Raw genomic sequence first — 22,009 nt, 5'->3', positions numbered from 1 at the left:
AGCTAAGCCACATAACGTCAATTAGGCTTTTTCCCCTCGTCTAAATAGGGTAATACGGGCTCATTCTCTTGCTCCTCCGTTAATTGCGCCATCTGCACGCAAGAGGATGAAAGTGGATTGGTCGCACTCGGTAAGTTCTGTGCAACACAATTAGCGATTTCCTCTTCCTCACTCAGTACGACATTGCAGGGGATAGCATTCGCAGCATCAAGATTAGGCGCAGCTGAAAACTGTGCCTGCGCCGCCACTTTATCCACTAAACGATAGGCAACCCACACACCTAATGTACCAAACAAAATAGACCCTAAAATTTGCCCAATCAATACACCGTAAACACCACCCCAAAGTGCACCAAAATACACAAAGGGCACTGTGCCTAAAGTGGCTTTACCTACGTTAAATAGCGTGGAATATTTGGCCTTGCCAAGGTTATTAAAGGACGCATTCGCCACAAATAAAATCCCCGAAAAGATAAAGAATACCGCAATATAACTGCAGAAAAAGTGAATAAGATCAGCACTATCGCCCTTCATATCAAACACACTGACCAAATGTGACTTAAGCATAAACAGCAGCAAAGACATTACCAGCACATACACAGTACAAAACTGAATCGCCCGCGTTAAACTCTCACGTACTCGGTCAAACTGACCTGCACCAAAGTTTTGCCCAACAATAGGTCCAATCGCGCCGGACAGTGCAAAGATCATCCCAAAAGCCACAGGGATTAAACGCCCCAATACTGCCCAGCCTGCCACATAAGCATCACCGAAATCGGCGATCGCTCGGGTCACAAAGGCATTTCCGATGGGAGTTGCCACATTGGTTAACATCGTAGGGCCTGCAATGGCAAAGATGGGCTTAAGATCGGCGACAAAATGTGCCTTATCAAAATGGCCTAACAACTTATGCTTAACCACCACACCGCGAGCGGCAATCACAAATACCGCCACCCGCGCTAAAACGGATGCCAATGCAGCGCCTTCAATCCCCATGGCGAACATGAAGATAAAAATCGGATCGAGTACCGCATTAACGCCGCCCCCCGCTAAGGTCGACATCATAGATAACTTTGCATCACCCACAGCGCGCAAAGCTCCGCCGAGCGCCATTGCAAGACAGATAAAAGGCAAGGAAGGCACGAGAATATACAAATAGCTCGCAGCAAGCTCTGCCGTATGACCATTCGCGCCCACTAAGGCAACTAGCTCAGGAATGAAGATGGTGACCACAACCGCCACCAGCACACTGATCAGTGTCGTCACAACCGCGCTATTGAGTAATAAGCGCTTTGCCAACACCACCTCTTTTGCGCCAATCGAGCGAGACACTAAAGCCCCTAATGCAATCGATAAACCAATTCCAATCGATGTGGTAAAAAACGAAATACTCCCCGCATAGCCCACAGCCGCCGCGAGTTCATGCTCTCCCAATAGGCTCAGGAAAAAGATATCCAGTAAATCCACGACAAATAAGGCAGAAATCCCTACCGCGGCGGTCGAACTCATCACTAAGATATGGCGTAATATGGGGCCTTCAACAAACTTGGCTTGCGTCATACGTGTCTTTTACCTACAAAAAATAAAAAGTGTTCGCCGAAGTCATCATGAAACGCCTTTATCAACGGGCACATCCAAGCTATCTAACTCACATCCGCAACGACTACAATACATGGCATCAATATCATGACCTGTCTTATGACATTGATTACACGAGCGTAAATCTCGATGACGCCCTACTTCTTGGGATATCTCGGCGGTTAAAATCCCCGTTGGGATTGCGATAATCGAGTAACCAATCAGCATAGTAAAAGCCGCAATCGCCTGACCTAATCCGGTTTTCGGGGTAATGTCGCCATAACCGACTGTAGTAATAGTCACAATTGTCCAGTACACAGATTTAGGGATTGAACTGAAACCATTATCAGGCCCTTCAACCACATACATTACTGAACTCAGTACCATAACGATCAAACTGACCGAGAAGAAAAACAAAAAAACCTTACGACTCGACTGCATCATCGCCCTAAGTAGAACATTTCCTTCACTCAAATAACGCAGTAATTTGAGTACGCGGAAAATCCTAAACAGCCTAAGTATCCGGATGACTAAGGTAAAGTTAGCACCAGGGATCAGCAACGCCAGATAACTTGGCAATACCGATAACAAATCCACTAAACCATAAAAGCTGCGAGCATATAAAACAGGATGAGTCGCGCAGTACAAACGTAGGCCATATTCAATCGTAAAAATAATGGTAAATACCCATTCCAACACAGAAATAAGCTGGCCGTATTCGCGATGGAATATCTCTACTGTGTCGAGGAACACTAAGCCGACACTCAACACAATACACACCATGAGGGCGATATCAAAATAGCGGCCAGCGGGAGTATCAGTGCCAAAAATAATGGTACGTAATTGACGTTTTAACGGACTTTCGGATTCGATATTCTCAGACATACAAACTTTTACTTCCTTGCAACAAACTGACTAACACAGGGATTACAGCATAAATATGCCACGAGTCTGCCATGCAATTGCACCTAGCTCAAAATTATCTACTCACAGTAGGATAAAATTGCGGTATGATGCCGAAAAAAGCCAACAACCTGTGTTTATTTTCGAGGACTTCATGCGCGCCACCCTACTTTCCACATTGACATCTCTCACTGTGACTATCGCGGCTCTCGTTTCACCCGAATTACATGCCTCTGGCATGGGTAAAGTGGATCTGGTGGTGATCACTAAATCCGAATCCAGTATGGCTTTATTGCGCGATGGCAAAGTGCTCAAACAATATCGCATCGCCATGGGTGACCTACCCGCTGGACACAAATTAAAGGAAGGCGATCAACGCACACCACAGGGGCGTTATACCCTAGATTATAAAAAGCCAGATAGTGCTTATTATAAATCGATCCATATTTCCTATCCTAATGAAGAGGATAAACTCAGAGCCAAAGCCTTAGGCATTAGACCCGGAGGCATGATCATGATCCACGGCCAAAACCCTAAGTCGTCACTGCCGCCAGAACAAGCCCAGCAATACAACTGGACTGACGGCTGTATCGCGATTACCAACGCCGAAATGGATGAAGTGTGGAAAGTGGTCGATGAAGGAACACCAATTGAGATTTGGCCTTAATCTTAGCCAATATCCAGATGGCAAAATGCTAAATAGATCATTGAACGATATCAAACACGCCCAGCTTAATGGGCGTTTTTATTTAACCTTTTAAAGCATGATGTTAGTTGTAATAGTCTCAGTCATTTACTTAAGGGATAAAACTAACGCCAATAGAAATGCCTTGGAGTATTTATGCCTAAATTCAACAAGCCTGTTGCGCCGCACAGTGCAAACCTCAGCTATGAGCAATTAATCCAAGGCTGGCCAGCCTTCGAAGCACAGATTTTAGCCTTGCTTGAAACCTTAGACTTAGCAGATAAAGCACTGGTTTGCGACCATGTCGCGCTGCGCGTCAATTCCATCGCCAGTGCCGATGCCATGCGCGACGCCTTTAGCCGCATAGGTAAAATCATTTCAGACAACATCATCAATGGCCGTACGATTCTGATCATCGAGCTAGACACGCCACTCACACTCGGTCAATTTAGCATTGCCTGCGTCGAGCTTCCCTATCCTAGTGATAAAGTTTATCCACAGGAAGGCTGGGAGCACATAGAATTAGTTATTGATTCTAAAGCCAAAGATTGCGATACCTTGAGCCAAGATTTACTGGTCTTATGTCCAACACTCCGCCCTTTACTCAACCTAGGACTGAGTCCATTGCCGCAATCTGAGCAGACAGCTGAATCAGAGCAGTCAAGATTACCAGACTTGCCATCCCTTGCTGAGATTAAGGTCAAGATGAGCTCGCCCAAAGGCGATAAAGAACGTTTAGCCAATCCAACTATCGCCTTTAAACGCGGCAATATATGCATTAAAGTGCATCCCCATGGCATAAAAGCGGTCATCGCGAGTGAACAAGTATCTGAATGTTAAGTCAGACTTAAACTCAGGCAGATAAAACTGAGCTTAGATTTTCGTCTGCACTTGCCTTAGCTAAAGCCTACGACAGTAACTAAATTAACATCTGAGTTGATGACAATTTAATCAGATTCAATATTCTCGTTATTTTTAGGTCAGTTTTTTGGTAGTTTTGTCAAAAATCGCCAAAATTAAATCTAAAAAACAGCATATTTAGCGTAACTTAGGACGTATAACTCGCAGATGCCATCAGGCACAAATTATCGTGTCCAGTAGATGGATGCTATGTGCAAACAGAGGATCGCCAATGAAGCCACACAAGAACGAAGCACAAATATTGAAGTTCGCCATGGAAATCGGCGTGGGCTATGCCAAAAAGCGCGGATATGCGGACTTTGACAAAGGCATCTCACCCAAAGACAAAGTGGAATGTATTTACCGTTTATTGGTCACTGACAACTTGATTCAGCCACTGGCCAAAGATAAAGAAGATGGGCCAAACATGAAACACAAACTGATTTTATGGATCACCCGCCAACTGCCTGCTGATCATCCACTGTTGAAGTAATCTTTTTAGGCGACTCGGTTAAAAATGATTATTGGCAAGCGGACATTTGAAGCTAGCCTAGAAAGAAGCCAACTCGCTAAGTGTTCACGATAAGGATCACCATTAAATGGCGCATCATTGCGCCATTTAAGTGAGCCAGAGCTGGATATCGAACCTAGCCCTTTTTGGCCGCTTTGTTGGCTTTCTCATTCGTCAGCACTGTTGCCATTGGCGGCACTATGGTCGTAGGGTCGAGACGCATTTGATACCAGTTCACTCGCCAATCTAAGTGTGGGCCATTCGCTCGACCTGTTGCGCCCACCTCTGCCACGGCTTGACCTTGCTTAACCACTTCACCCGCGTTGACGTAAAGCTTACTCAAGTGCAAAAAACTCGAACTCACGCCATAACCATGGTCGATCACCATAGTTCCGCCCGAATAAAACATGTCAGGCACAGAAAGACTAATAACACCATCGGCGGGGGCTACCACTACAGTGCCGGTTTTCGCCGCCACATCCACACCAAAGTGTGGATTACCGGGTACATCATTATAAATACGCTGGCTACCGTAAACGCCTGAAATACGCCCCGTCAGAGGCCAAATAAACGCCTGTAAAAATGCAGTTTGCTCGCTAAATGTTGCCCGCGCCGCTTTCACCTGCGCCGTGTCTTTCGCCGCTCTTTCCTGCGCGACAGGATCGGGCTTCATAATCTTCGAGCTAATGCCCTTTACACTTTGAATGTCGTACTCTCGCTTGGTTAAGGTTAAAGGCTTAACCTCAGTCAAACCATCGGGATAAACCAAGGTTAGCTGCTGGCTCAGTTCACCGTCGCGATCAAAACCAAAGGCAAAATGGCCGTCAGGCGTGACCTTGATGGCTTCACCATTTAAGCTAATCTGAGTGCCCGCTGGCGCTTGACCCCGCATTAATGCGCCTTGCTCTAACTTACCCTGTAAACGCACCTCAGCTTGTACCTGAGGTGCAATGAGCACTAGGCCCAAAGTGAATAATGCCGATAAGCAGCGCACTGGATTTGAACTTAGGGGGGCTCCACCGTGAGATAAAAATTGCGATACTTTATTTCCCAACATCTTATTATTTTCCAGCATCTTAGTTTCCAATATCCTAGTTTCCAATATCTTCAAAAAATCCTTATCGAGGGGCAATAGGGATCAAGACCCACTAAATACATTCATCGCGACACAAAACGCAGCCAAATTCAATCAATGCCACGTTAACCTAACGCACCATAAAAATCGATTCTGCAAACCCACATCCCTGTCGTAATCTCAGTTCAGCCTATGCTAAAAACACACAAAAAAGCCCCGATAATCTACCGAGGCCTATTAAATCCGTGATTAAAAGGGTGAATAGTTTAAGTCCATTCACTTATATCAGCTCGTAGTGCCTATCCCTTAACGACGATCGCGCCCTTGCCAACACCTTCAAACGCCACCACTTTAAACTGACTTCCTGGCACTTTAGCGACTAATGTCGTGGCAATATAATCGGCTAACAACTCAACCGTCGTGTCGTGGGGAATTAAATCACAGCATTCCTTTGGCATTGCCAATTGGAAATCCCCTTGGGGGGCTTGGTAATGAAAGCCATAGTGGCTGTCATCGGTTATCCGCGTTTGCGGCGAAAGATTAAGGGTCTTAACTGAAACCAAGTCCTCTTCACTGCCTAAATAAATATCGTGCCAACGTTTGGCCCAATACTCATCCCACTTAGGTGCTGGACTGCCATTTTCATAAACGTGAATAGGACTACGATGCCCATGGGCGATACGCTGACAATTACCATCGTGTTTACGTAAACCATGGCTGTAATGGTAATAAGGCGTATCGAGAATTTCGTGTCTCAAGGTGAGCGTGATCCCTTCGACATTCTTAGGTAAAGCTTCGCGCAATGCTTTCTGTAAAAAGGCATTCACGCTGGGAATATCAATCTCTTCGGTCGGCACTAAGGCAAAGGCTTGGGAAGGACAGGCCAAATGAATTTCACCTAACTGACTATCAAAATCCATCCATACTCTATCGCCCTGCTGTTGCCATCGCACACTGCTGCAGGCCGTAGGCACTAATAAACGATGATCGGCCACCGCATCTATGGTCTGCTTAATCGTACGTTTGACTTTAGCAAAATCGAGTACCATGTTTTGCTCGTCTAATCCGCCCTCTAGCAGAACATCAACAATCCAACTCTCCCCCACCATGCCGCGCTTTGGGCACAAATAGGAAAAATCGATCACAGTTAAATCTTTGACAAACAATTGCATTAACGCTCCTCGGCAGAAAAACAGTCCGCCTATGTAATTTTATAGCACCGCTTGGCGATGGCCGAGCATGCTAACTTGAGGCACTCAACACGAGTTAACTCAACATGAACAGAGATTCTAATCAATTCCGTCTGTTGTCGCGACAAATGAATCCACTCGGCCCAATATTTTGTATCAGATGTGTGTATCAGGTTTTTGAAAATCCAGCAATGCGACTCATTGCAACCATCAGGTACCGATAGGCAGAAAGCAACAATGCATCGACCTTGCCGATTAACAGATGCAATCTTAACAGAAATACCACTCAACCTAGCAAAATAACAACGTAAAAACAGCGAATTAGATCGCAAAAGCTTAATCCGCAACAGCGATAGACCCAATCGAAACAAAGCATTATCACTCAGCATTATTAACCGCTAGCATCCCTGTTAAACCATACAAAAACCAAGGTTATACAGGGAGAAATAAGATGACCAAACTTACATCTATCGCCATTTTCATCGCAGGTATGTTAGCCAGTACCCATGCTATCAGTGCAGAACCCATCGAAGTCATTACAGCAGCCAAGATCACTGAGCCTGAAAAAGTTGAATTAGGTAAAATGCTGTTCTTCGAACCCAGACTGTCTAAATCTGGTTTTATCTCTTGTAACTCTTGCCATAATTTATCCACTGGTGGTGTCGATGCACTGCCAACGTCCATTGGTCATCATTGGCAGGAAGGCCCAATTAACTCGCCCACAGTGCTTAATGCCGACTTTATGCTGGCTCAATTTTGGGATGGTCGCGCCAGTGATTTGAAAGAACAAGCCGCGGGCCCTATCGCCAACCCGAAAGAGATGGGCTTTACCCATGAACTCGCAACTGAAACTATCGCCTCTATGCCCACCTACCGAGCGCACTTCGCCAAGGTCTATGGCGATGAAAAAGTCACAATTGACCGTTTAACCGATGCGATTGCCACCTTTGAAAAAACCTTAGTCACCCCTAATAGCCCCTTCGATCAATATCTTCTGGGCAAGCAAGATGCCATCAGCGCGAATGCCAAAGCGGGTTACCAACTCTTCAAGGATAAAGGTTGCGTGAGTTGCCATAACGGCCCCGCTGTCGGTGGAACCATGTATATGAAAATGGGACTCATCAAACCGTTCCACACCAATAACCCAGCAGAAGGTCGTAAGGGCGTCACAGGTAAAGAAGCTGATAAACATGTATTTAAAGTACCGACACTACGCAATATTGAGCTCACCTATCCCTACTTCCATGACGGCAGCGTCTGGACCTTGGAAGAAGCGGTGAATACCATGGCAGACATTCAATTAGGGCAAAAACTCTCTGACCAAGAAGTGAAAGAAATGGTTGCCTTCCTTGAGTCCTTAACGGGCGATCAGCCGCAAATCACGCTACCTATTTTGCCACCATCGAATAAAGATACGCCACGTCCAGTGCCATTTAGTTCCAATAACTAACATAGGCAACGAGTCACTGACTAAGAAGTACTCACTTAGCTGTACTCACTTAGCATAGACACTAAGTCAGCGCGACTTAGTTAGCAAAAAGGCCGAGAGTAAAAACTCTTGGCCTTTGGTTATTCTTTCGCTTAAAAACGATGGATTAATTAAGTACTATTCGCCTTTAAGACGACGATCAAGCTGATCTTTTAAGTTTGCTGGCACACCTTTGATTAAAATCGTGTCCGAGATGGGATCGTAAATCACCCGTTGACCTAAGTGGCCGCCATCAAAACTTAACGTTACGCCGCCACCTGTACCAGAAAACTTCTTCAATTGGCGCAGGGTCGATTTATCGGCCGGAAACTCTTCATCGAGATCATAACTGCCGCCACGGGCAAAATCATAGAAGGAGTCCATGCCTTGATCGGCTAACTCATCGGCCAAGTCTTTGATCTCAATGTCAGCGCCTTCATCGAAACGCTCACTACAGTATTCAAACACTTTATTGCGGCACTGCTGACGCTCGTCTTTCGTCAACTCACTGCTGGCAACAAAATCTTCAACCGCATTCATTAAGGTTTTGTTTTGCGCCTTAGTGTTGACGCCTTCTACGCAGCCCATAAAGTCGAGGAAAAAGTCAGCGACTTTACGTCCCGCACGGCCACGGATAAAGGAGATGTACTTGCGAGAATCCTTATCGGCTTGCCACTCAGTTAAATCAATACGCGCCGCGAGTTGGATGTTATTTAAATCCAAATGGTTATTTTGCGACAGTTCCATATCATCTAATACTGTCATTGACGACTTAGCACTTAATAAAGCCACAAACAAATAATCGCTGGTGATGCTGGTATAGCAAGACATCAACAGGAAACCGCCTTGACTGAAGTCGTATTTCGACAATTCTTCTTGCAGTAATTTACTGGCTTGACCGGAAAATTCCACAAACCCTAGCTCGCCGCCACGGTATTGAGTTAGCGCATTGGCAAAGGCGGGATTCGCCTCACCGTCGTCACCATGGATACCAAAATAGCCAAAACCTTTACCGGCCTTTCCCGTATATGTCTGATGCAACTCGTCGAGCATCACCTCGACCGCCTGACCGTTCAGCAGAGGTTGAGGACGCAAACGGCAGCGTAATTGCCCCTGACTGTCCTGAGAAATCTCGTGAATAATTGCGTGTTCGATGTTAATACTCATAAGCCCTGATAGTGATACTGGGATAAATCCGCTATTATATGCCGCTAATCCATTCCAAAGTGAAACATTTTTTGATTATGGCAATCCAATCGAAATACTCAAACACCCAAGTTGAATCATTAATCGCCGAAATATTGGCTGTGTTAGAAAAGCATAAAGCACCGACTGACCTGAGCCTGATGGCATTGGGTAACTGCGTGACTAACCTGCTAGAACGTAAAGTGCCCAGCGAATCGCGCCAAGCCGTGGCCGAACAATTTGCAAAAGCACTCGCACAATCGGTTAAATCCCAGTAAGTTAACTGGGTAATAATCATCAAAAGAATATAAGATACAAGGCCTTTTAGGAATAAGCGGATCACTATGGTCGAGCGAAAAAAGCAAATGAGCCGCGATCGGGTTTCCCGGCTCATCAACTGGGGGCATTGGTTCGCCTTCTTCAATGGCTTATTAGCCATGATAGTCGGAAGCCGATACCTTGGCAGCGTGGGTTATCCAGAAACTTGGTATGGCTGGTTTTATCTGAGCGTCAGCACTATTGGTCAGTTTAGCTTCCTCGCCTTTATCGCCTATTTGATCTGCCTATTTCCACTAACCTTGATATTGCCCTATTCAAAGATATTAAGAGGTGTCGCGGCGGTGATCGCGACCCTAAGTCTTTGTATCTTATTGTACGATACCATTGTTTACGCCGATTACGGCATGCACTTGAGCCCCTTCGCCTTCGATCTAGCTTGGGCGGATCTCAATGCCCTGCTCCGTGGTACTTCTTATATCGTCACCCCGTTGGCCATCATCGCCATTGAACTGACCATGGCCAATTTTTTGTGGAAACGCATAGAGAAAATCCAAAACCTCAATTTAGGCAATAAAGTTATCACCTTAGTGTGTGTATGTTTTATCAGCAGCCACTTGATCCACATTTGGGCCGATGCTGCCGATATCACCGAAATTACCCGTTTCGACGATACTTATCCTTTATCTTATCCCGCGACTGCTCGCTCCTTTATGGAAAGTCACGGTATCGATGGTTCATACCAAGGCGATGACGTCAATCACAACACCAGTGTACTCAGTTATCCAGAGCAGCCACTCACCTGCCAGGCCGACAAGAAAATCAACGTGTTAATGATTACCATCGACAGTTTGCGGGCGGATATGGTCGATGGCAAAAGCATGCCATTCCTACACCAATACACTGAAAATAATCAATCTTTTACCCAGCATTTCAGCGGCGGCAACCAATTTAGAACAGGCATGTTTTCGCTACTCTATGGCCTGCAAGGCAGTTATGGCGATGCGCGAATTTTTAATAGCACCAGTCCTTTACTGACCAGAAGTTTTCAACAAGCAGGCTATGAATTGGGGCTTTTCCTCCCTGAAACCAATCTCAATTTGCGTTCATCACAGGCGATGTTTAATGACTTTAATCCTGTCATAGCCAAAGAAACCAATGGCAGCGCCGATGCCGATTTGCACACAGTGGCCAGTTTTAACGAGTGGCACAGCATCCAAAATAAACCTTGGTTTGCGCTCGTTAACTTAAAAGCGCCAGAAAATTTTGATACTCCCGTGGGTTTTCTGGGTATCGAAACAGTGAAAGCCAATACCGACCTTATGCCAGCGCAAAAAGTACTGTTTAATCAATATCGCCAATCTCTGTATTTTGTCGATCAACAACTCAAGGCAATGCTGGCCAATGTGTCCAATGACACCTTAGTGATTATTACTGGGGTCAATGGCAAAATGTTCACCAGCAATAGTGATGAAGCTAATCGCAACCTGTCACCACAGAGTGTCAAAGTGCCATTAGTGATCCACTGGCCGAATACGGGTGCTTCTAAGGTCAAATACCGCACCAGCCATTACGGCATTGCGCCGACTTTAATGACCCACGTGCTAGGTTGCACCAATAACACGACAGATTACAGCGCTGGTCGCAGCCTATTACAACCTGACAAAGAAACGTGGATCTATATAGGTGATAGCCGTATTTTTGCTATCTATCAAGAAGCAGAAGTGACAGTGATTGACCGCCACGGGAAATATCGTATTTACGATGAAAACTATGAACATAGGCTCAATAAGAAAATGAGCGCGCCTGAATTGATTGAAGTGATGCGTGAAGGTCGACGTTTCTATAACCACTGAGCTTCATCATCTTAGTTAAAAAAGCCCCATTCCCGCAGGATTGGGGCTTTTTTTATTCTCTGGCGACTGGGTGAATACGAAATGCACGAAGCTTGGATTTAACTGCGTGGGGGCTGCGTGGCCATTATCTTGAAGCTAGTCTCTTGTAGCTAGTCTCTTATGATGGACCTTACCTGCCACTAAAGCCAAAAGCCGCTATCTTTAGATAACGGCTTTTTAAGGCTTAGGCTTGAATCAACTCAAGTCACTCTACAATCAATCGGCTTTAACCGTAGAGTAGCGTGCTAACCAATGGGCGTAGGAAGCGGGTAATACCCAAGATGGGCGCGCAATTTTCAAGGTTTGCGCCGCTTGATATGGCCAATGTGGATTCGCTAAAAACGCTTTACCTATCATCACTAAATCCATTTGTTCATCTTCAATGGCCGCATTGGCTTGATGTGGATCATCCATACCCCAAGAAGTCGCAACGGGGAACCCCACTTCTTGACGAACCCGCGCTGCAATAGGCGCCAAAAATGCAGGACTCCATGGAATATTTGCCGTTGGGGTCGAGAAGCAAATGCTGACGTTTAACATATCGAGCCCCGCTTGCTTAAATTGCTTCACCAAGGTTATCGATTCCGTCAGTGTTTCTTCATCTTTATGGTCGAATTCAATCACGCCAAATCGCGCCGTTAAGGGTAAATGCGATGGCCAAATGTCTCTTACCGCGGCAATGGTTTCTAACAAAAAGCGCCCCCGCCCTTCGGCACTACCACCGTATTGGTCGGTGCGTTGATTGGCATAGGTTGAAAAGAAACTTTGGGCTAAATAACCGTGGGCGAAATGCAGTTCTAACCATTCAAATCCTGCCGCTAAAGCACGCTTTGCTGCCGCCACAAAGTCGGCTTTAACCCGCTCAATGTCCTCAATCGTCATAGCGGTAGGCACTTTAGGTAAATTTGCGCCAAATGCGACAGCTGATGGTGCAATCGGTTGCCAACCTCGCGCGTCATCATCGGCAATATGGTCATCCCCTTCCCACGGGATATTGGCACTCGCTTTACGGCCTGCATGACCAATCTGAATGCCTGCAACAGCACCCGCATTTTTAATCGCGCTGGCGACCTTAGCTAGGCCTTGTGCTTGTTCGTCATTCCATAACCCAAGACATTTGGGGGTGATACGGCCTTCAGGAGAAACCGCAGTGGCTTCAACCACAACAAGACCCGCTCCGCCACGGGCAAGGCCAGTGTAATGCACCTGATGCCAGTCGTTGATGAGTCCATCAGTGGCTTGGTATTGGCACATGGGTGCAACGGCAATACGGTTTTTGAGTGTGATGTCTTTAAGTTTGAAGGATGAAAATAGATCGGCCATGGTGTTTCCTGTGTCTATTAAGATCAAAAGGTATTTGAATACTGAATGACGACAGACTAGTCTTATCGTGCCATAATTAAAAGCACATACAGATTATAGATTTGATAAATTTTACTTATGATAAATCCACAGTGGTTACACACCTTTAGCGTGCTAGTCGAGAAAGGCAATTTCACCCGCACCGCCGAAGCTATAGGTATCACCCAAGCGGCCGTGAGTCAGCATATCAGTCGCTTAGAAGAAACCTACGGCACACTGTTTTTACGCCGCACCCGCCAGCTTGAAATCACTCCCATTGGGGAAAACCTGCTGACCTACGTCAAAGAAGTTGAATGTGCGCAAAAACGCCTACAACAGAAACTTATCCATGATGACGCTGAGATCGGTGATATTAGCCTTATCACTCCAGGTAGCATTGGTTTAACGCTTTTTCCATTATTAATCGAATTACAACAAGCCTTTCCGGCGTTAAGCATTCGCCACCGTTTTGCACCTGATAGTGAGATAGTGGCCTCAGTGTTGGCCAATGAACATGAAATCGGCATGGTAACCTTAAAACCTTCCGATCCTCGTATTCACAGCACACATTTTACCGAAGAGCCGCTTGAACTTGTGGTACCTGCGAGCCATAAACAAAATGAATGGGCTGATTTACAACGACTAGGGTTTATCTCCCATCCCGATGGTGAGGCCATGGCGACTCGGCTGCTTAGTCGTAAATATCCAACTCACCCCGGCATTCAAGAGATCCCCTGCAAGGGATTTACCAACCAAATCAGCCTCATTCTCGAACCTGTCGCAAAAGGGCTAGGATTTACGGTTATCCCCCAATACGCCCGCAAAGCCTTTGAACGACAAGAAGATATCTATGTTGTGGAATGTGGCAGCCAAGTTGTAGACACTATTTGGCTTATCCACCGCGCGGAATGGCCCTTATCGCGCAGAGCCCAAAAAGCGATCACATTTTTAAAGGGGAAAATATAAAACCCCATTTAAAAATGGGGTTCCGCACACAAGTTGCCGCACAGGAATAGTCAGCGTTAGCAACGGATACATAAGACTCAGAGGCTATTGATTGATATCCAATTCATTATGGATCAATACCACGCACTGAGAAGCAAACAGCATCTTTGGCCCTAAGCTGATCTTTTGCGCACCGAGTCGTTTCAAGGTATTAAAACTTTTCTTCGGCATAGGAATATGATCGGTCAGTAAAAAGCACGGATTACCCACAAATTCTTGCTCACGGATTGATGTACCCTTCTTATCCATCATAAACAATTGATAATCCACCGCGAGGTCCTGTACCAGCTTTTCAAAACTGATAGTGCTAACACTGATGCCCTCGTCAACAACACGGGTTTGCTCCTTCGTCATGCCCCGAGAAATATCTAAGGCTTTGGCAATTTTAGTGAGCAAAGCTTGCTCGTGAAAACCACCAATATGGCAAATATTTCGAGTATCGAAGCAGATAGTGCGGGAAAAATCATGGGTACTTTCTAGCACCAAATAAACGACAACATCGTTTCGATGGGACTGAGCCACAAAGATAGTGTTCATCAGGGTATGAGCTAAAATCTCGGTATGTGCCTCTTGGCCGACAGAAGCCAAAAACAACTGACTGTCAGTAGGTGCTGATCTTGCTCGTAAAACAAACGCGCGCATAGGTAAATGTCCTACTCAATAATGTCTTAAATGCTAAATGGCGGATGCATATAATTTGTGAAATTGACGATTTCACCTTGAAAATTTTTGCCTTTTGCTGTGCCAAAGCCAGCCTAATCACTCGAACTTGAACCTTAGTCGCAAGCAGCGTTAATCATATGGGCAGCGAAAAGGTATAAAAAACAAAACCCGTATAGCAATGCTAACACGGGTTTTTGTTTTACTTAACTGCTGGTTATTTTAATGATTAAAACAAACTAACAAAAAGCATCTAATTTGATCGGTCTGAGAGGATTCAAACCTCCGCCGCCTGACACTCTACAACAGTGAACCGTTTAATCATAACCTGCTAAATTTAAACACAAATTATATGATTTTTCACATTTTAATTACCTCAACAATTTATGTACACTTACACGCAAATGCGATATCAAGGCTACAAGTACAACAAATTGAGCGTATTCAAACAAAATAACATCCCATTAGTTGTAGTCAATATCGGATAACAACCAATGGGATCTAGGGAAGACCTACAATCCCTGCATTTTCCCGATTCAGCAATGTGCTTGACGCGGTGGCCATACGTGCAGGAATCACTAAGCACGTCACCGTTCATATAGATAATTCCAGTATCAGGACATAGTTAAGGGGAGCCTTAACTTGCCTTAACAGGCCAAGAAAGAACGAATATTGTTCCTCCATGGCCCGATGGCTGGCAAACCACGTGGCCGCCGTGAGCTTCAGCAATTGTTTTAACCACTGCGAGGCCGAGCCCACTGCCACCACTTTTTCGAGAGCGAGACGGATCAACTCGGCGAAATGCCTCGAATATGTAGCTTGCAGCTTCATCAGGGATACCAGGGCCTTCATCTTCCACGCTGAGATAACAGCTTGCCCCCAAGCGGTAGAGTCGCACTGTCAAAGTGCCAGGATCAGCATGCTGGCACGCATTTTGAACTCGGTCAAAGTCAGATCCAGTGCCTGCTACTGACCGTTACAGATTACGCTAGCCTCGTGACTGTCTAAGTCGATTTGGAACGGGCCGACGCGCAACATTTGGGTATTTATGGGCGTGTCTGTGCGGGCGCGTCGCAGTACCGCCTGCACCCTAGCCACCACCTCGGCCTATCGGCAAAAAATGCTATCCTCATCGTCGAGTTCGCCCGCCAATTGCACGCCGAGGGCCATACGCTGATAGACGCTGCAGTGACTGCTGCACGCTTGCGTCTACGTCCCATTCTGATGACGTCATTGGCATTTACTCTCGGAGTAGTACCCTTAATGCTGGCGAGCGGTGCCAGCGCCGAAACTCAACATACTATCGGTACTGGCGTATTCGGTGGCATGCTCAGTGGTACCTTGCTGGCAATATTCTTCGTACCGGCGTTTTTTGTCTTTGTCATCGGCACACAAGAGCGCTTGAGTGCCTGGCTTGCGCGGCATAATACAGCCAAATAGCCTCACCCGCTTTGATGCTCTGTAGGAAAGTCTAACAACACCATCCTATTGAGCATTAAAGCTGGTCAATATATGTGTAATAATTTTAAACACTGGAAATATAGGTTCAGTGATAGTAATCGTTACTGCGTATCCGGCTTATGGTTCCGACGCTCAAATCTGTAATCGGTTCTCTAAGAAGCCGTGCGATGCTGGACTCGCCGACAGTGTATTATTCGATTTATCGACAGAGTAAGTACAATTCGCCAATATTCCCGCGCTATCTAAAAAGATGAAGCCATCGAAAAGTGAGCAAAATCCTGATATCTAATGCTGCCGACAAATAAAAAAGAGAGGCTACATTAGCCTCTCAAAAAAATAGCAGGGGAGTACTTTAACTCAAGCAATAATTTTATTGCTAATTTTTACGATGAATAAAACTTGAGATGTTGTGAGAGACAATAACGAGTCTCTCACTGATTTAGCATTACTTTGTATTTAGAGCATGTTTGGCAGCATTTGTCCCTGCGATTTTACCGAAAATCACAGTATCAGCGACAGCGTTACCACCCAGTCGATTATACCCATGAACACCACCAGTCACCTCTCCCGCCGCAAATAAACCTTTGAGCGGTTGGCTTTGTATATCGAGTACTTCAGCTTTAGTGTCAATGGCAACTCCCCCCATAGTATGATGGATGCCAGGAGCAACTTTTACGGCATAATAAGGAGATTTTTCTATTGATAGCGGCATCTGCTCACGGTTAAATGCCTCATCTTTACCCTGTTTGAAATAATGGTTGTAGTTTGTGATAGTTTTGTCTAAAACACTTGGGGTCATTCCTGTTATTTTTGCAAGCTCTGCAACAGTATTGGCCTTTTCAAGCATTTCTAAATGATCATACCCCTGAACCATTTTAGCTTTTTTATATAATTCATTATCAAATACTAGCCAAGCATATTGTTCAGGTTGTTTTAGAATGGCATCGGAGGCTTTATCTCGAGTCGTTAATTCATTGATAAAGCGATTGCCTTCTTTATTAACCATTATGGCCCCGACACCTCGAACCGTTTCTGAAATTAATATACGGCTATCTTTTCCTACTGTTGGATGTGTCTGGATCCAATCAATATCAGTCATACTTGCACCGACTGCTTTAGCAAGTTCAATACCATCCCCAGTTGAAGTGATATTATTTGAACTTGTCATGCCTTTAAATGTAGGGCGATAAAAAGCAATCATTTCTTTGTTAAACCCATAACCACCGGTGGCTAAAACAACCGACTTAGCTGCAACCATATAGTGACCAGAGTGCTTACCGTGGATGACAACACCCACAATTTTTTGTTCATCATCAACAACCAGTTTAACAACTTTGGAGTTGAGTCTTGTATCAACCCCTTCTTTATCCGATGCTTTTCTTAGTACATCAATAATATGTGGACCAACACTTAAACCACCAGATGGGCGATGTGTTCTATCGACTCTAGCGCCGCCAGAGCGTTTTAAATCATCCATATTGGCGCCCAAAGATTCTAACCATTTAATGCCATCAGCCGATTGCTCCGCTAATATTTGTACCAATTTAGAGTCGTTAGCATATCGACCGCCTTTCATTGTATCTTCGACATACCATTCGATTTTATCATCGACTTTATGATCTTTTTGCTGCACTGTACCCACAGCATTATACCCGCCTGCGGCGAGCATAGAGTTACCACCACTAAATGGTGCTTTATCAAGCAATATAACGTTAGCCCCCGCCTTTTTAGCTGCAATCGCAGCATTAAACCCAGCACTACCGGCTCCAACAACAATCACATCCGTTGTTTCTTTAGGACCTGCAGCTATCGCTTTATTTATTGCTTCATTATCCCAACCTTTGTCCCACGGTTCTTTAGATTTGGCTTTATTAAAAGGCATGTCGAGCCCTTTAAATGAATGACATTCATTACAATATAATTTTGGTTGTTCATGTCCTTTATGACAAGACGTACAATTAATATCACCTAAGTGTGAAGAATGTGGGTCAATTTCTAGTTTAGGATTAGCTAGTTTTCCATAATCACCATGGCAGGATTTACATTGTTTATTTTCAAATGTCTCACTATCGCTCACTTTATTGGGTGCTGTATGGCAGGTTTTACAACCATTAACATCTTTATGGAATGATGCTAAATCATTTTTATTATCAGCAGCCCATGATGACGCCGTTAAAATCGAACAGACAATAATACTCAAGTATTTTATCTTCATGCAATTCTCCAGTTTTTATTTTGGTAAGATTTGGCGTGATGATAGTTTCTTAATTTTTTTAAATAGTGACATTGAGCAATAAATTGAAATTGTTAAATATAACTTAACACACTTTAAGTTATGCTTAACTCGATATTTTTGTTGATTAGATGTGATCTAAAGCGGAGATGTGTTTGCTTAAATCTCTAATATGGCATTGCTTTTACATTCTAAAAAGGTGATGTCGATGAAAAACACTAAATATATTGGTTTTAGTTTTATTTTAATTTGTTCAACTCCAGCTTTATCTGAGCCACTAGATTTTTATGGAAGACTGTGGCTTGGTGTGGCCAACTCAAGTAATGGTCTTTCTGGTAACGAGAAAGTTGATGGATTTTCCCTTGAAAATTATGCATCATATTTAGGCGTTAAAGGTGAGTATAGTGTATATGATAATTTTAGCTTGTTATATAAATTTGAAGCTGGGATAGAAAGCTTTGATAACGATGACTCTAATATTTTCAAACCGAGGAACTCTTACTTAGGTTTTAAAACTAACTATGGTTCGGCTGTTTTCGGAAGAAATGATACCGTTTTTAAAAGTGCTGAAGGTAAAGTAGATTTATTTAATATTACCTCAAGCGATATGAATATGATCATTGCAGGTAACGATAGATTAGGCGATTCGGTAACATTAAATAGCGCTAAGGTCGCAGGTGTTACTATGGGTATCAGTTATGTTTTGATAAGGATTTTAATCAAAAAAATCCAGAACTTTCTGATAAACAAAACAATTATGCAATTAGCTTGTCCCTAGGCGATGCAGCACTTAAAAAGAATAGTCACTATATTTCAATAGCCTATGCTGATGGATTGAACCAGTTAGAGGCAACAAGACTGGTGGGTGGTGTTACTATTTCATCCGTAAAATTGGGGGCTATGTACCAGCACTCTGAGTCAAGTATTTATGATGATATTAAAGGTAACTCCTATCTGTTAAGTATGATTGTTCCTATTAATAAATATGATATAAAATTTCAATATTTAAAAGATGATGCTGGGCTGGGTAAAGTGACAAAAAATGCCGGAGCAGATCTAAAAACACTAAAAGAGAGTGATGCAAGTCAATATTCTGTAGGCGTTGATTTTAAGGCTCAAAAGGATTTGACTTTTGGGGTAGGTATTTCCTATTTTGATGGTGATTATACTGACGCCAAAGGACATACTGAGTTTGATGATACTCTCATTTTTGTATCTACAAGATATCTATTTTAACCTCTATAGATAAAGCGGCTAAATAGCCGCTTTATAAAAATCAGATATTTATCATGTTAATTATTTATCATTTTAAACTATTATACTGCTAGTATAACTGATTTTTCCCTCGCGGAGCACAAGATGCGGATAACATTAAGACAATTGATGATCTTTAAAGCCATACATTCTGAGAGGCAGATCTCAAAAGCGGCAAAAGTGCTTCATATGTCAACGCCTGCTGTGAGTATGGCACTTAAAGAATTAGAAAGCTCTTTAGGCTGCAGATTATTTGAGCGAGTGGCGGGAGGTTTGGTTGTAAATGCGCATGGAGAAATAATATTACCTTATGCTAATGAAATGCTATCCAAGGGAAAAGAGTTAGAAAATATATTTTCATTCCCTGAACATGGCATTAAGGGGACGTTAACCATTGGGAGCAGTAAGACTACTGGTAACTATGTATTATCTAAAAAAATTCCATTATTTAAGAACCAATATCCCGATGTAAAAATAAAACTAGTCATTGACAATAGTTTAGTTATTGAAAAAATGGTTTCAGAAAAAGAACTAGACTTAGGCTTTATTGATGCTAAACCCGCGAGTAAAAATCTCATTTGTGAGCATTGGTTACAAGATAATCTTTGCATTGTGTGTGGCGTAACTCATCCTGCTGCGAATGGTTTAAATACAAAATCTTGGCTTAGTGAACAATTGTGGATATTCGACCATGAATCATCGTTCTCTCGAATTCGTGCAATTCAGTTATTAAAAAGCTTAAATATCCACGTTCGTGATGAAATCTGCATGTCAACCATTGGCTCTATTAAAAGGGCAATTGGAACAGGTATAGGTTTGAGTGTATTACCCCTATTAGCGATTGACGCTGAATTAGCAAGAAAAGACCTTATTTTATTACCTATGGATGGATGGGATTATAAACGAACTTATTGGTCAATTCAGCGTGAAGGAGAAGAATTATCTGCATTAAGCATGAGTTTCCTAGCCTTTATTAAGCTACTGTAAAATATAATAATGTATACCAGCTATTCTTACTAGGTGAATTAAATTGATATCATCAGATCTTGGAATAGGATTTTTTTTAGTCTTTTTACTATGTAGTTTATTTTATACACACACATCCTCTATTACACTTTTTAAGCAAATTTATCGTATTTTTCCACTGATGCTAATGTGCTACGCCTTACCTGCCATCTTTAGCTCGCTAAATATTATTGATGCAAGTCATAGTCAACTTAGCGAAATGGCAAAAACACACTTAATGCCCGGTTGTTTATTTTTGTTGATTTTAAGTACCGATTTCTTTGCTCTCAGTTTAGTGGGAAAAAAACTTCTCGGTATGTACGTACTAGGTGCTGTGAGCATCTGTATTGGCGGTCCATTAAGCCTATGGTTGGGCTCTATATTTTTTCCGAACGAACTCGTCTGGCAGGGAGATAATGCTGCTTGGAAAGGCATGTCAACACTGATGGCAAACTGGATTGGCGGAACCGCCAATCAATTGGCTGTAAAAGAAATCCACAGTGTCGGTGATGCCGTATTTGCGGTAATGATGGCTATTAATATTCTTTTTTCCGGTATATGGATGGTTATATTACTTTTCATTGCAGAACGCCAAGATAAAATCGATGATTTCCTGAAAGCTGATAAAAGCTATAGACCGATATTTTGCACTGACATCAAACGTAAAGTGATAGTAAAACAAACAAGCTATTATTGGATTCTGATATTGAGCTTGACTTTTTTCATTGTAATTCTCTTTAGTGAAAAATTATCATCCTTCCTTGCAACAAGAATCGCTAATAGTTTCCCACACTTATTTAAATACAATCTTACTTCTGAATTTTTTTGGTCAGTATTAATTGCAACTTTTTTAGGATTATTATTTTCTTTAACAAATGCAAGACATGTGTTAGTCAAGGAAACTCAGCAAATAGCTCTTTTTTTAATCTATATCATGATAATGTTGATGGGGTTGAACTTTGATATTAGCGCATTGAGCGCCGCGCCCTATTACGTTTGTATCGCTCTTATTTGGTTCTCTATACACATTATTATCTTATTTATTTTTACTGTATTTTTTCGATTACCTATCATGTACTTCGCGATCGCGAGTCAGTGTAATATTGGTGGTGCGGCTTCTGCACCAGTTATCGCCAGCGCTTTTCACCCAAGGCTGGCTTCCGCTGCTTTATTGATGGCAGTTTGGGGTTATACTTGGGCGTCTTTGTTGGCGTGGTATTTGGGTTTTTTAATGTAGTTTATTCAACCATAAGATGGGAACAAAAAGTGTGTCCAACTAATTTTTTGCTCCCAATAAATGCCACTCCTGAATCTTCAAAGCACTACCCAAAGCTTTCAGCAAATTTCTATTTAACTATACAACCTATCCATTACCCCCTATCAAT

21 protein-coding genes are annotated in these 22,009 nt (G+C 43.4%); 12 read left to right on the top strand and 9 right to left on the bottom strand.

Going from position 1 to position 22,009, the window contains the following annotated elements; all coding sequences use genetic code 11:
* Positions 1-17 precede the first annotated feature (17 nt).
* Positions 18-1,559, bottom strand: a complete 1,542-nt coding sequence (locus tag L5M11_RS05740; protein WP_263191601.1) for an MATE family efflux transporter — start codon at positions 1,557-1,559, stop codon at positions 18-20.
* Between the two features lie 45 nt (positions 1,560-1,604).
* A complete protein-coding gene (locus L5M11_RS05735) occupies positions 1,605-2,462 on the bottom strand; it encodes an ion transporter (RefSeq protein WP_028759691.1) in 858 nt (285 codons plus the stop codon).
* A gap of 172 nt (positions 2,463-2,634) precedes the next feature.
* Between L5M11_RS05735 and L5M11_RS05730 the strand changes: the two genes are divergently transcribed.
* The 3 genes from L5M11_RS05730 (at position 2,635) to L5M11_RS05720 (ending at position 4,558) form a co-directional block, all read left to right on the top strand.
* Complete coding sequence (locus L5M11_RS05730) at positions 2,635-3,147, top strand: murein L,D-transpeptidase family protein (RefSeq protein ID WP_028759690.1); 513 nt, start codon at positions 2,635-2,637, stop codon at positions 3,145-3,147.
* Between the two features lie 174 nt (positions 3,148-3,321).
* Positions 3,322-4,005 (top strand): VOC family protein, encoded by a 684-nt coding sequence (locus tag L5M11_RS05725; protein ID WP_263185408.1) that lies wholly within the window; start codon positions 3,322-3,324, stop codon positions 4,003-4,005.
* Between the two features lie 292 nt (positions 4,006-4,297).
* On the top strand, positions 4,298-4,558 hold the full coding sequence (locus L5M11_RS05720) for a DUF5062 family protein (RefSeq protein ID WP_006081993.1): 261 nt from the start codon (positions 4,298-4,300) through the stop codon (positions 4,556-4,558).
* A 154-nt stretch (positions 4,559-4,712) separates the two neighbouring features.
* Here the strand turns inward: L5M11_RS05720 and L5M11_RS05715 are convergent, their stop codons facing one another.
* Positions 4,713-5,651 (bottom strand): M23 family metallopeptidase, encoded by a 939-nt coding sequence (locus L5M11_RS05715; protein WP_411569151.1) that lies wholly within the window; start codon positions 5,649-5,651, stop codon positions 4,713-4,715.
* Between the two features lie 299 nt (positions 5,652-5,950).
* Complete coding sequence (locus L5M11_RS05710; RefSeq protein WP_028759687.1) at positions 5,951-6,823, bottom strand: 6-carboxytetrahydropterin synthase; 873 nt, start codon at positions 6,821-6,823, stop codon at positions 5,951-5,953.
* Between the two features lie 469 nt (positions 6,824-7,292).
* Here L5M11_RS05710 and L5M11_RS05705 point away from each other — a divergent pair, with 469 nt between their 5' ends.
* Positions 7,293-8,291, top strand: a complete 999-nt coding sequence (locus L5M11_RS05705) for a cytochrome-c peroxidase (protein WP_263185409.1) — start codon at positions 7,293-7,295, stop codon at positions 8,289-8,291.
* 156 nt (positions 8,292-8,447) lie between these two features.
* On the opposite strand, the gene yejK is transcribed toward L5M11_RS05705, so the two are convergent.
* Positions 8,448-9,476: a nucleoid-associated protein YejK gene (gene yejK, locus L5M11_RS05700; protein WP_263138485.1), complete on the bottom strand. Its 1,029-nt coding sequence runs from the start codon at positions 9,474-9,476 to the stop codon at positions 8,448-8,450.
* Positions 9,477-9,553: 77 nt separating this feature from the next.
* Here yejK and L5M11_RS05695 point away from each other — a divergent pair, with 77 nt between their 5' ends.
* Both L5M11_RS05695 and L5M11_RS05690 read left to right on the top strand, forming a co-directional pair.
* Positions 9,554-9,772, top strand: coding sequence for a YejL family protein (locus L5M11_RS05695; protein WP_011847036.1), 219 nt, complete (start codon positions 9,554-9,556; stop codon positions 9,770-9,772).
* A 66-nt stretch (positions 9,773-9,838) separates the two neighbouring features.
* Positions 9,839-11,626 carry a DUF3413 domain-containing protein gene (locus L5M11_RS05690; RefSeq protein ID WP_263191600.1) on the top strand — a complete coding sequence of 596 codons (1,788 nt, stop codon included), beginning with the start codon at positions 9,839-9,841 and terminating at the stop codon, positions 11,624-11,626.
* 255 nt (positions 11,627-11,881) lie between these two features.
* Here the strand turns inward: L5M11_RS05690 and L5M11_RS05685 are convergent, their stop codons facing one another.
* On the bottom strand, positions 11,882-12,988 hold the full coding sequence (locus tag L5M11_RS05685; protein ID WP_263191599.1) for an NADH:flavin oxidoreductase/NADH oxidase: 1,107 nt from the start codon (positions 12,986-12,988) through the stop codon (positions 11,882-11,884).
* A gap of 117 nt (positions 12,989-13,105) precedes the next feature.
* On the opposite strand from L5M11_RS05685, the gene L5M11_RS05680 reads away from it, so the two are divergent.
* The gene (locus L5M11_RS05680; protein ID WP_263185412.1) at positions 13,106-13,972 is read left to right on the top strand and encodes a LysR family transcriptional regulator; all 867 of its coding nucleotides are present in this window, start codon (positions 13,106-13,108) and stop codon (positions 13,970-13,972) included.
* An 84-nt stretch (positions 13,973-14,056) separates the two neighbouring features.
* On the opposite strand, the gene trmY is transcribed toward L5M11_RS05680, so the two are convergent.
* Both trmY and L5M11_RS05670 read right to left on the bottom strand, forming a co-directional pair.
* Positions 14,057-14,653 (bottom strand): tRNA (pseudouridine(54)-N(1))-methyltransferase TrmY, encoded by a 597-nt coding sequence (trmY, locus tag L5M11_RS05675; protein WP_028759682.1) that lies wholly within the window; start codon positions 14,651-14,653, stop codon positions 14,057-14,059.
* 655 nt (positions 14,654-15,308) lie between these two features.
* Positions 15,309-15,569, bottom strand: a complete 261-nt coding sequence (locus L5M11_RS05670; protein ID WP_263185413.1) for a sensor histidine kinase — start codon at positions 15,567-15,569, stop codon at positions 15,309-15,311.
* A 116-nt stretch (positions 15,570-15,685) separates the two neighbouring features.
* On the opposite strand from L5M11_RS05670, the gene L5M11_RS05665 reads away from it, so the two are divergent.
* Positions 15,686-16,111, top strand: a complete 426-nt coding sequence (locus L5M11_RS05665) for an efflux RND transporter permease subunit (RefSeq protein WP_411569227.1) — start codon at positions 15,686-15,688, stop codon at positions 16,109-16,111.
* A 466-nt stretch (positions 16,112-16,577) separates the two neighbouring features.
* On the opposite strand, the gene L5M11_RS05660 is transcribed toward L5M11_RS05665, so the two are convergent.
* Entirely contained in the window at positions 16,578-18,347 is a 1,770-nt protein-coding gene (locus L5M11_RS05660) for a flavocytochrome c (RefSeq protein ID WP_263191598.1), read from the bottom strand.
* Between the two features lie 226 nt (positions 18,348-18,573).
* On the opposite strand from L5M11_RS05660, the gene L5M11_RS05655 reads away from it, so the two are divergent.
* The 4 genes from L5M11_RS05655 (at position 18,574) to L5M11_RS05640 (ending at position 21,861) form a co-directional block, all read left to right on the top strand.
* Positions 18,574-19,143, top strand: coding sequence for a porin (locus tag L5M11_RS05655; RefSeq protein ID WP_263191596.1), 570 nt, complete (start codon positions 18,574-18,576; stop codon positions 19,141-19,143).
* Positions 19,134-19,601, top strand: a complete 468-nt coding sequence (locus L5M11_RS05650; RefSeq protein WP_263191594.1) for a porin — start codon at positions 19,134-19,136, stop codon at positions 19,599-19,601. The genes L5M11_RS05655 and L5M11_RS05650 overlap by 10 nt, the downstream gene beginning before the upstream one ends.
* A 123-nt stretch (positions 19,602-19,724) precedes the next feature.
* Positions 19,725-20,606 carry a LysR family transcriptional regulator gene (locus L5M11_RS05645; protein WP_263191593.1) on the top strand — a complete coding sequence of 294 codons (882 nt, stop codon included), beginning with the start codon at positions 19,725-19,727 and terminating at the stop codon, positions 20,604-20,606.
* Positions 20,607-20,649: 43 nt separating this feature from the next.
* Entirely contained in the window at positions 20,650-21,861 is a 1,212-nt protein-coding gene (locus L5M11_RS05640; protein WP_263191592.1) for a DUF819 domain-containing protein, read from the top strand.
* Positions 21,862-22,009 lie beyond the last annotated feature (148 nt).

Origin of the sequence: Shewanella sp. SM87 (assembly GCF_025653705.1) — a bacterium.
Taxonomy (GTDB): domain Bacteria; phylum Pseudomonadota; class Gammaproteobacteria; order Enterobacterales; family Shewanellaceae; genus Shewanella; species Shewanella oncorhynchi.
The sequence above is the reverse complement of the archived record's forward strand: the minus strand, read 5'-3'. Positions and strand labels throughout refer to the sequence as shown.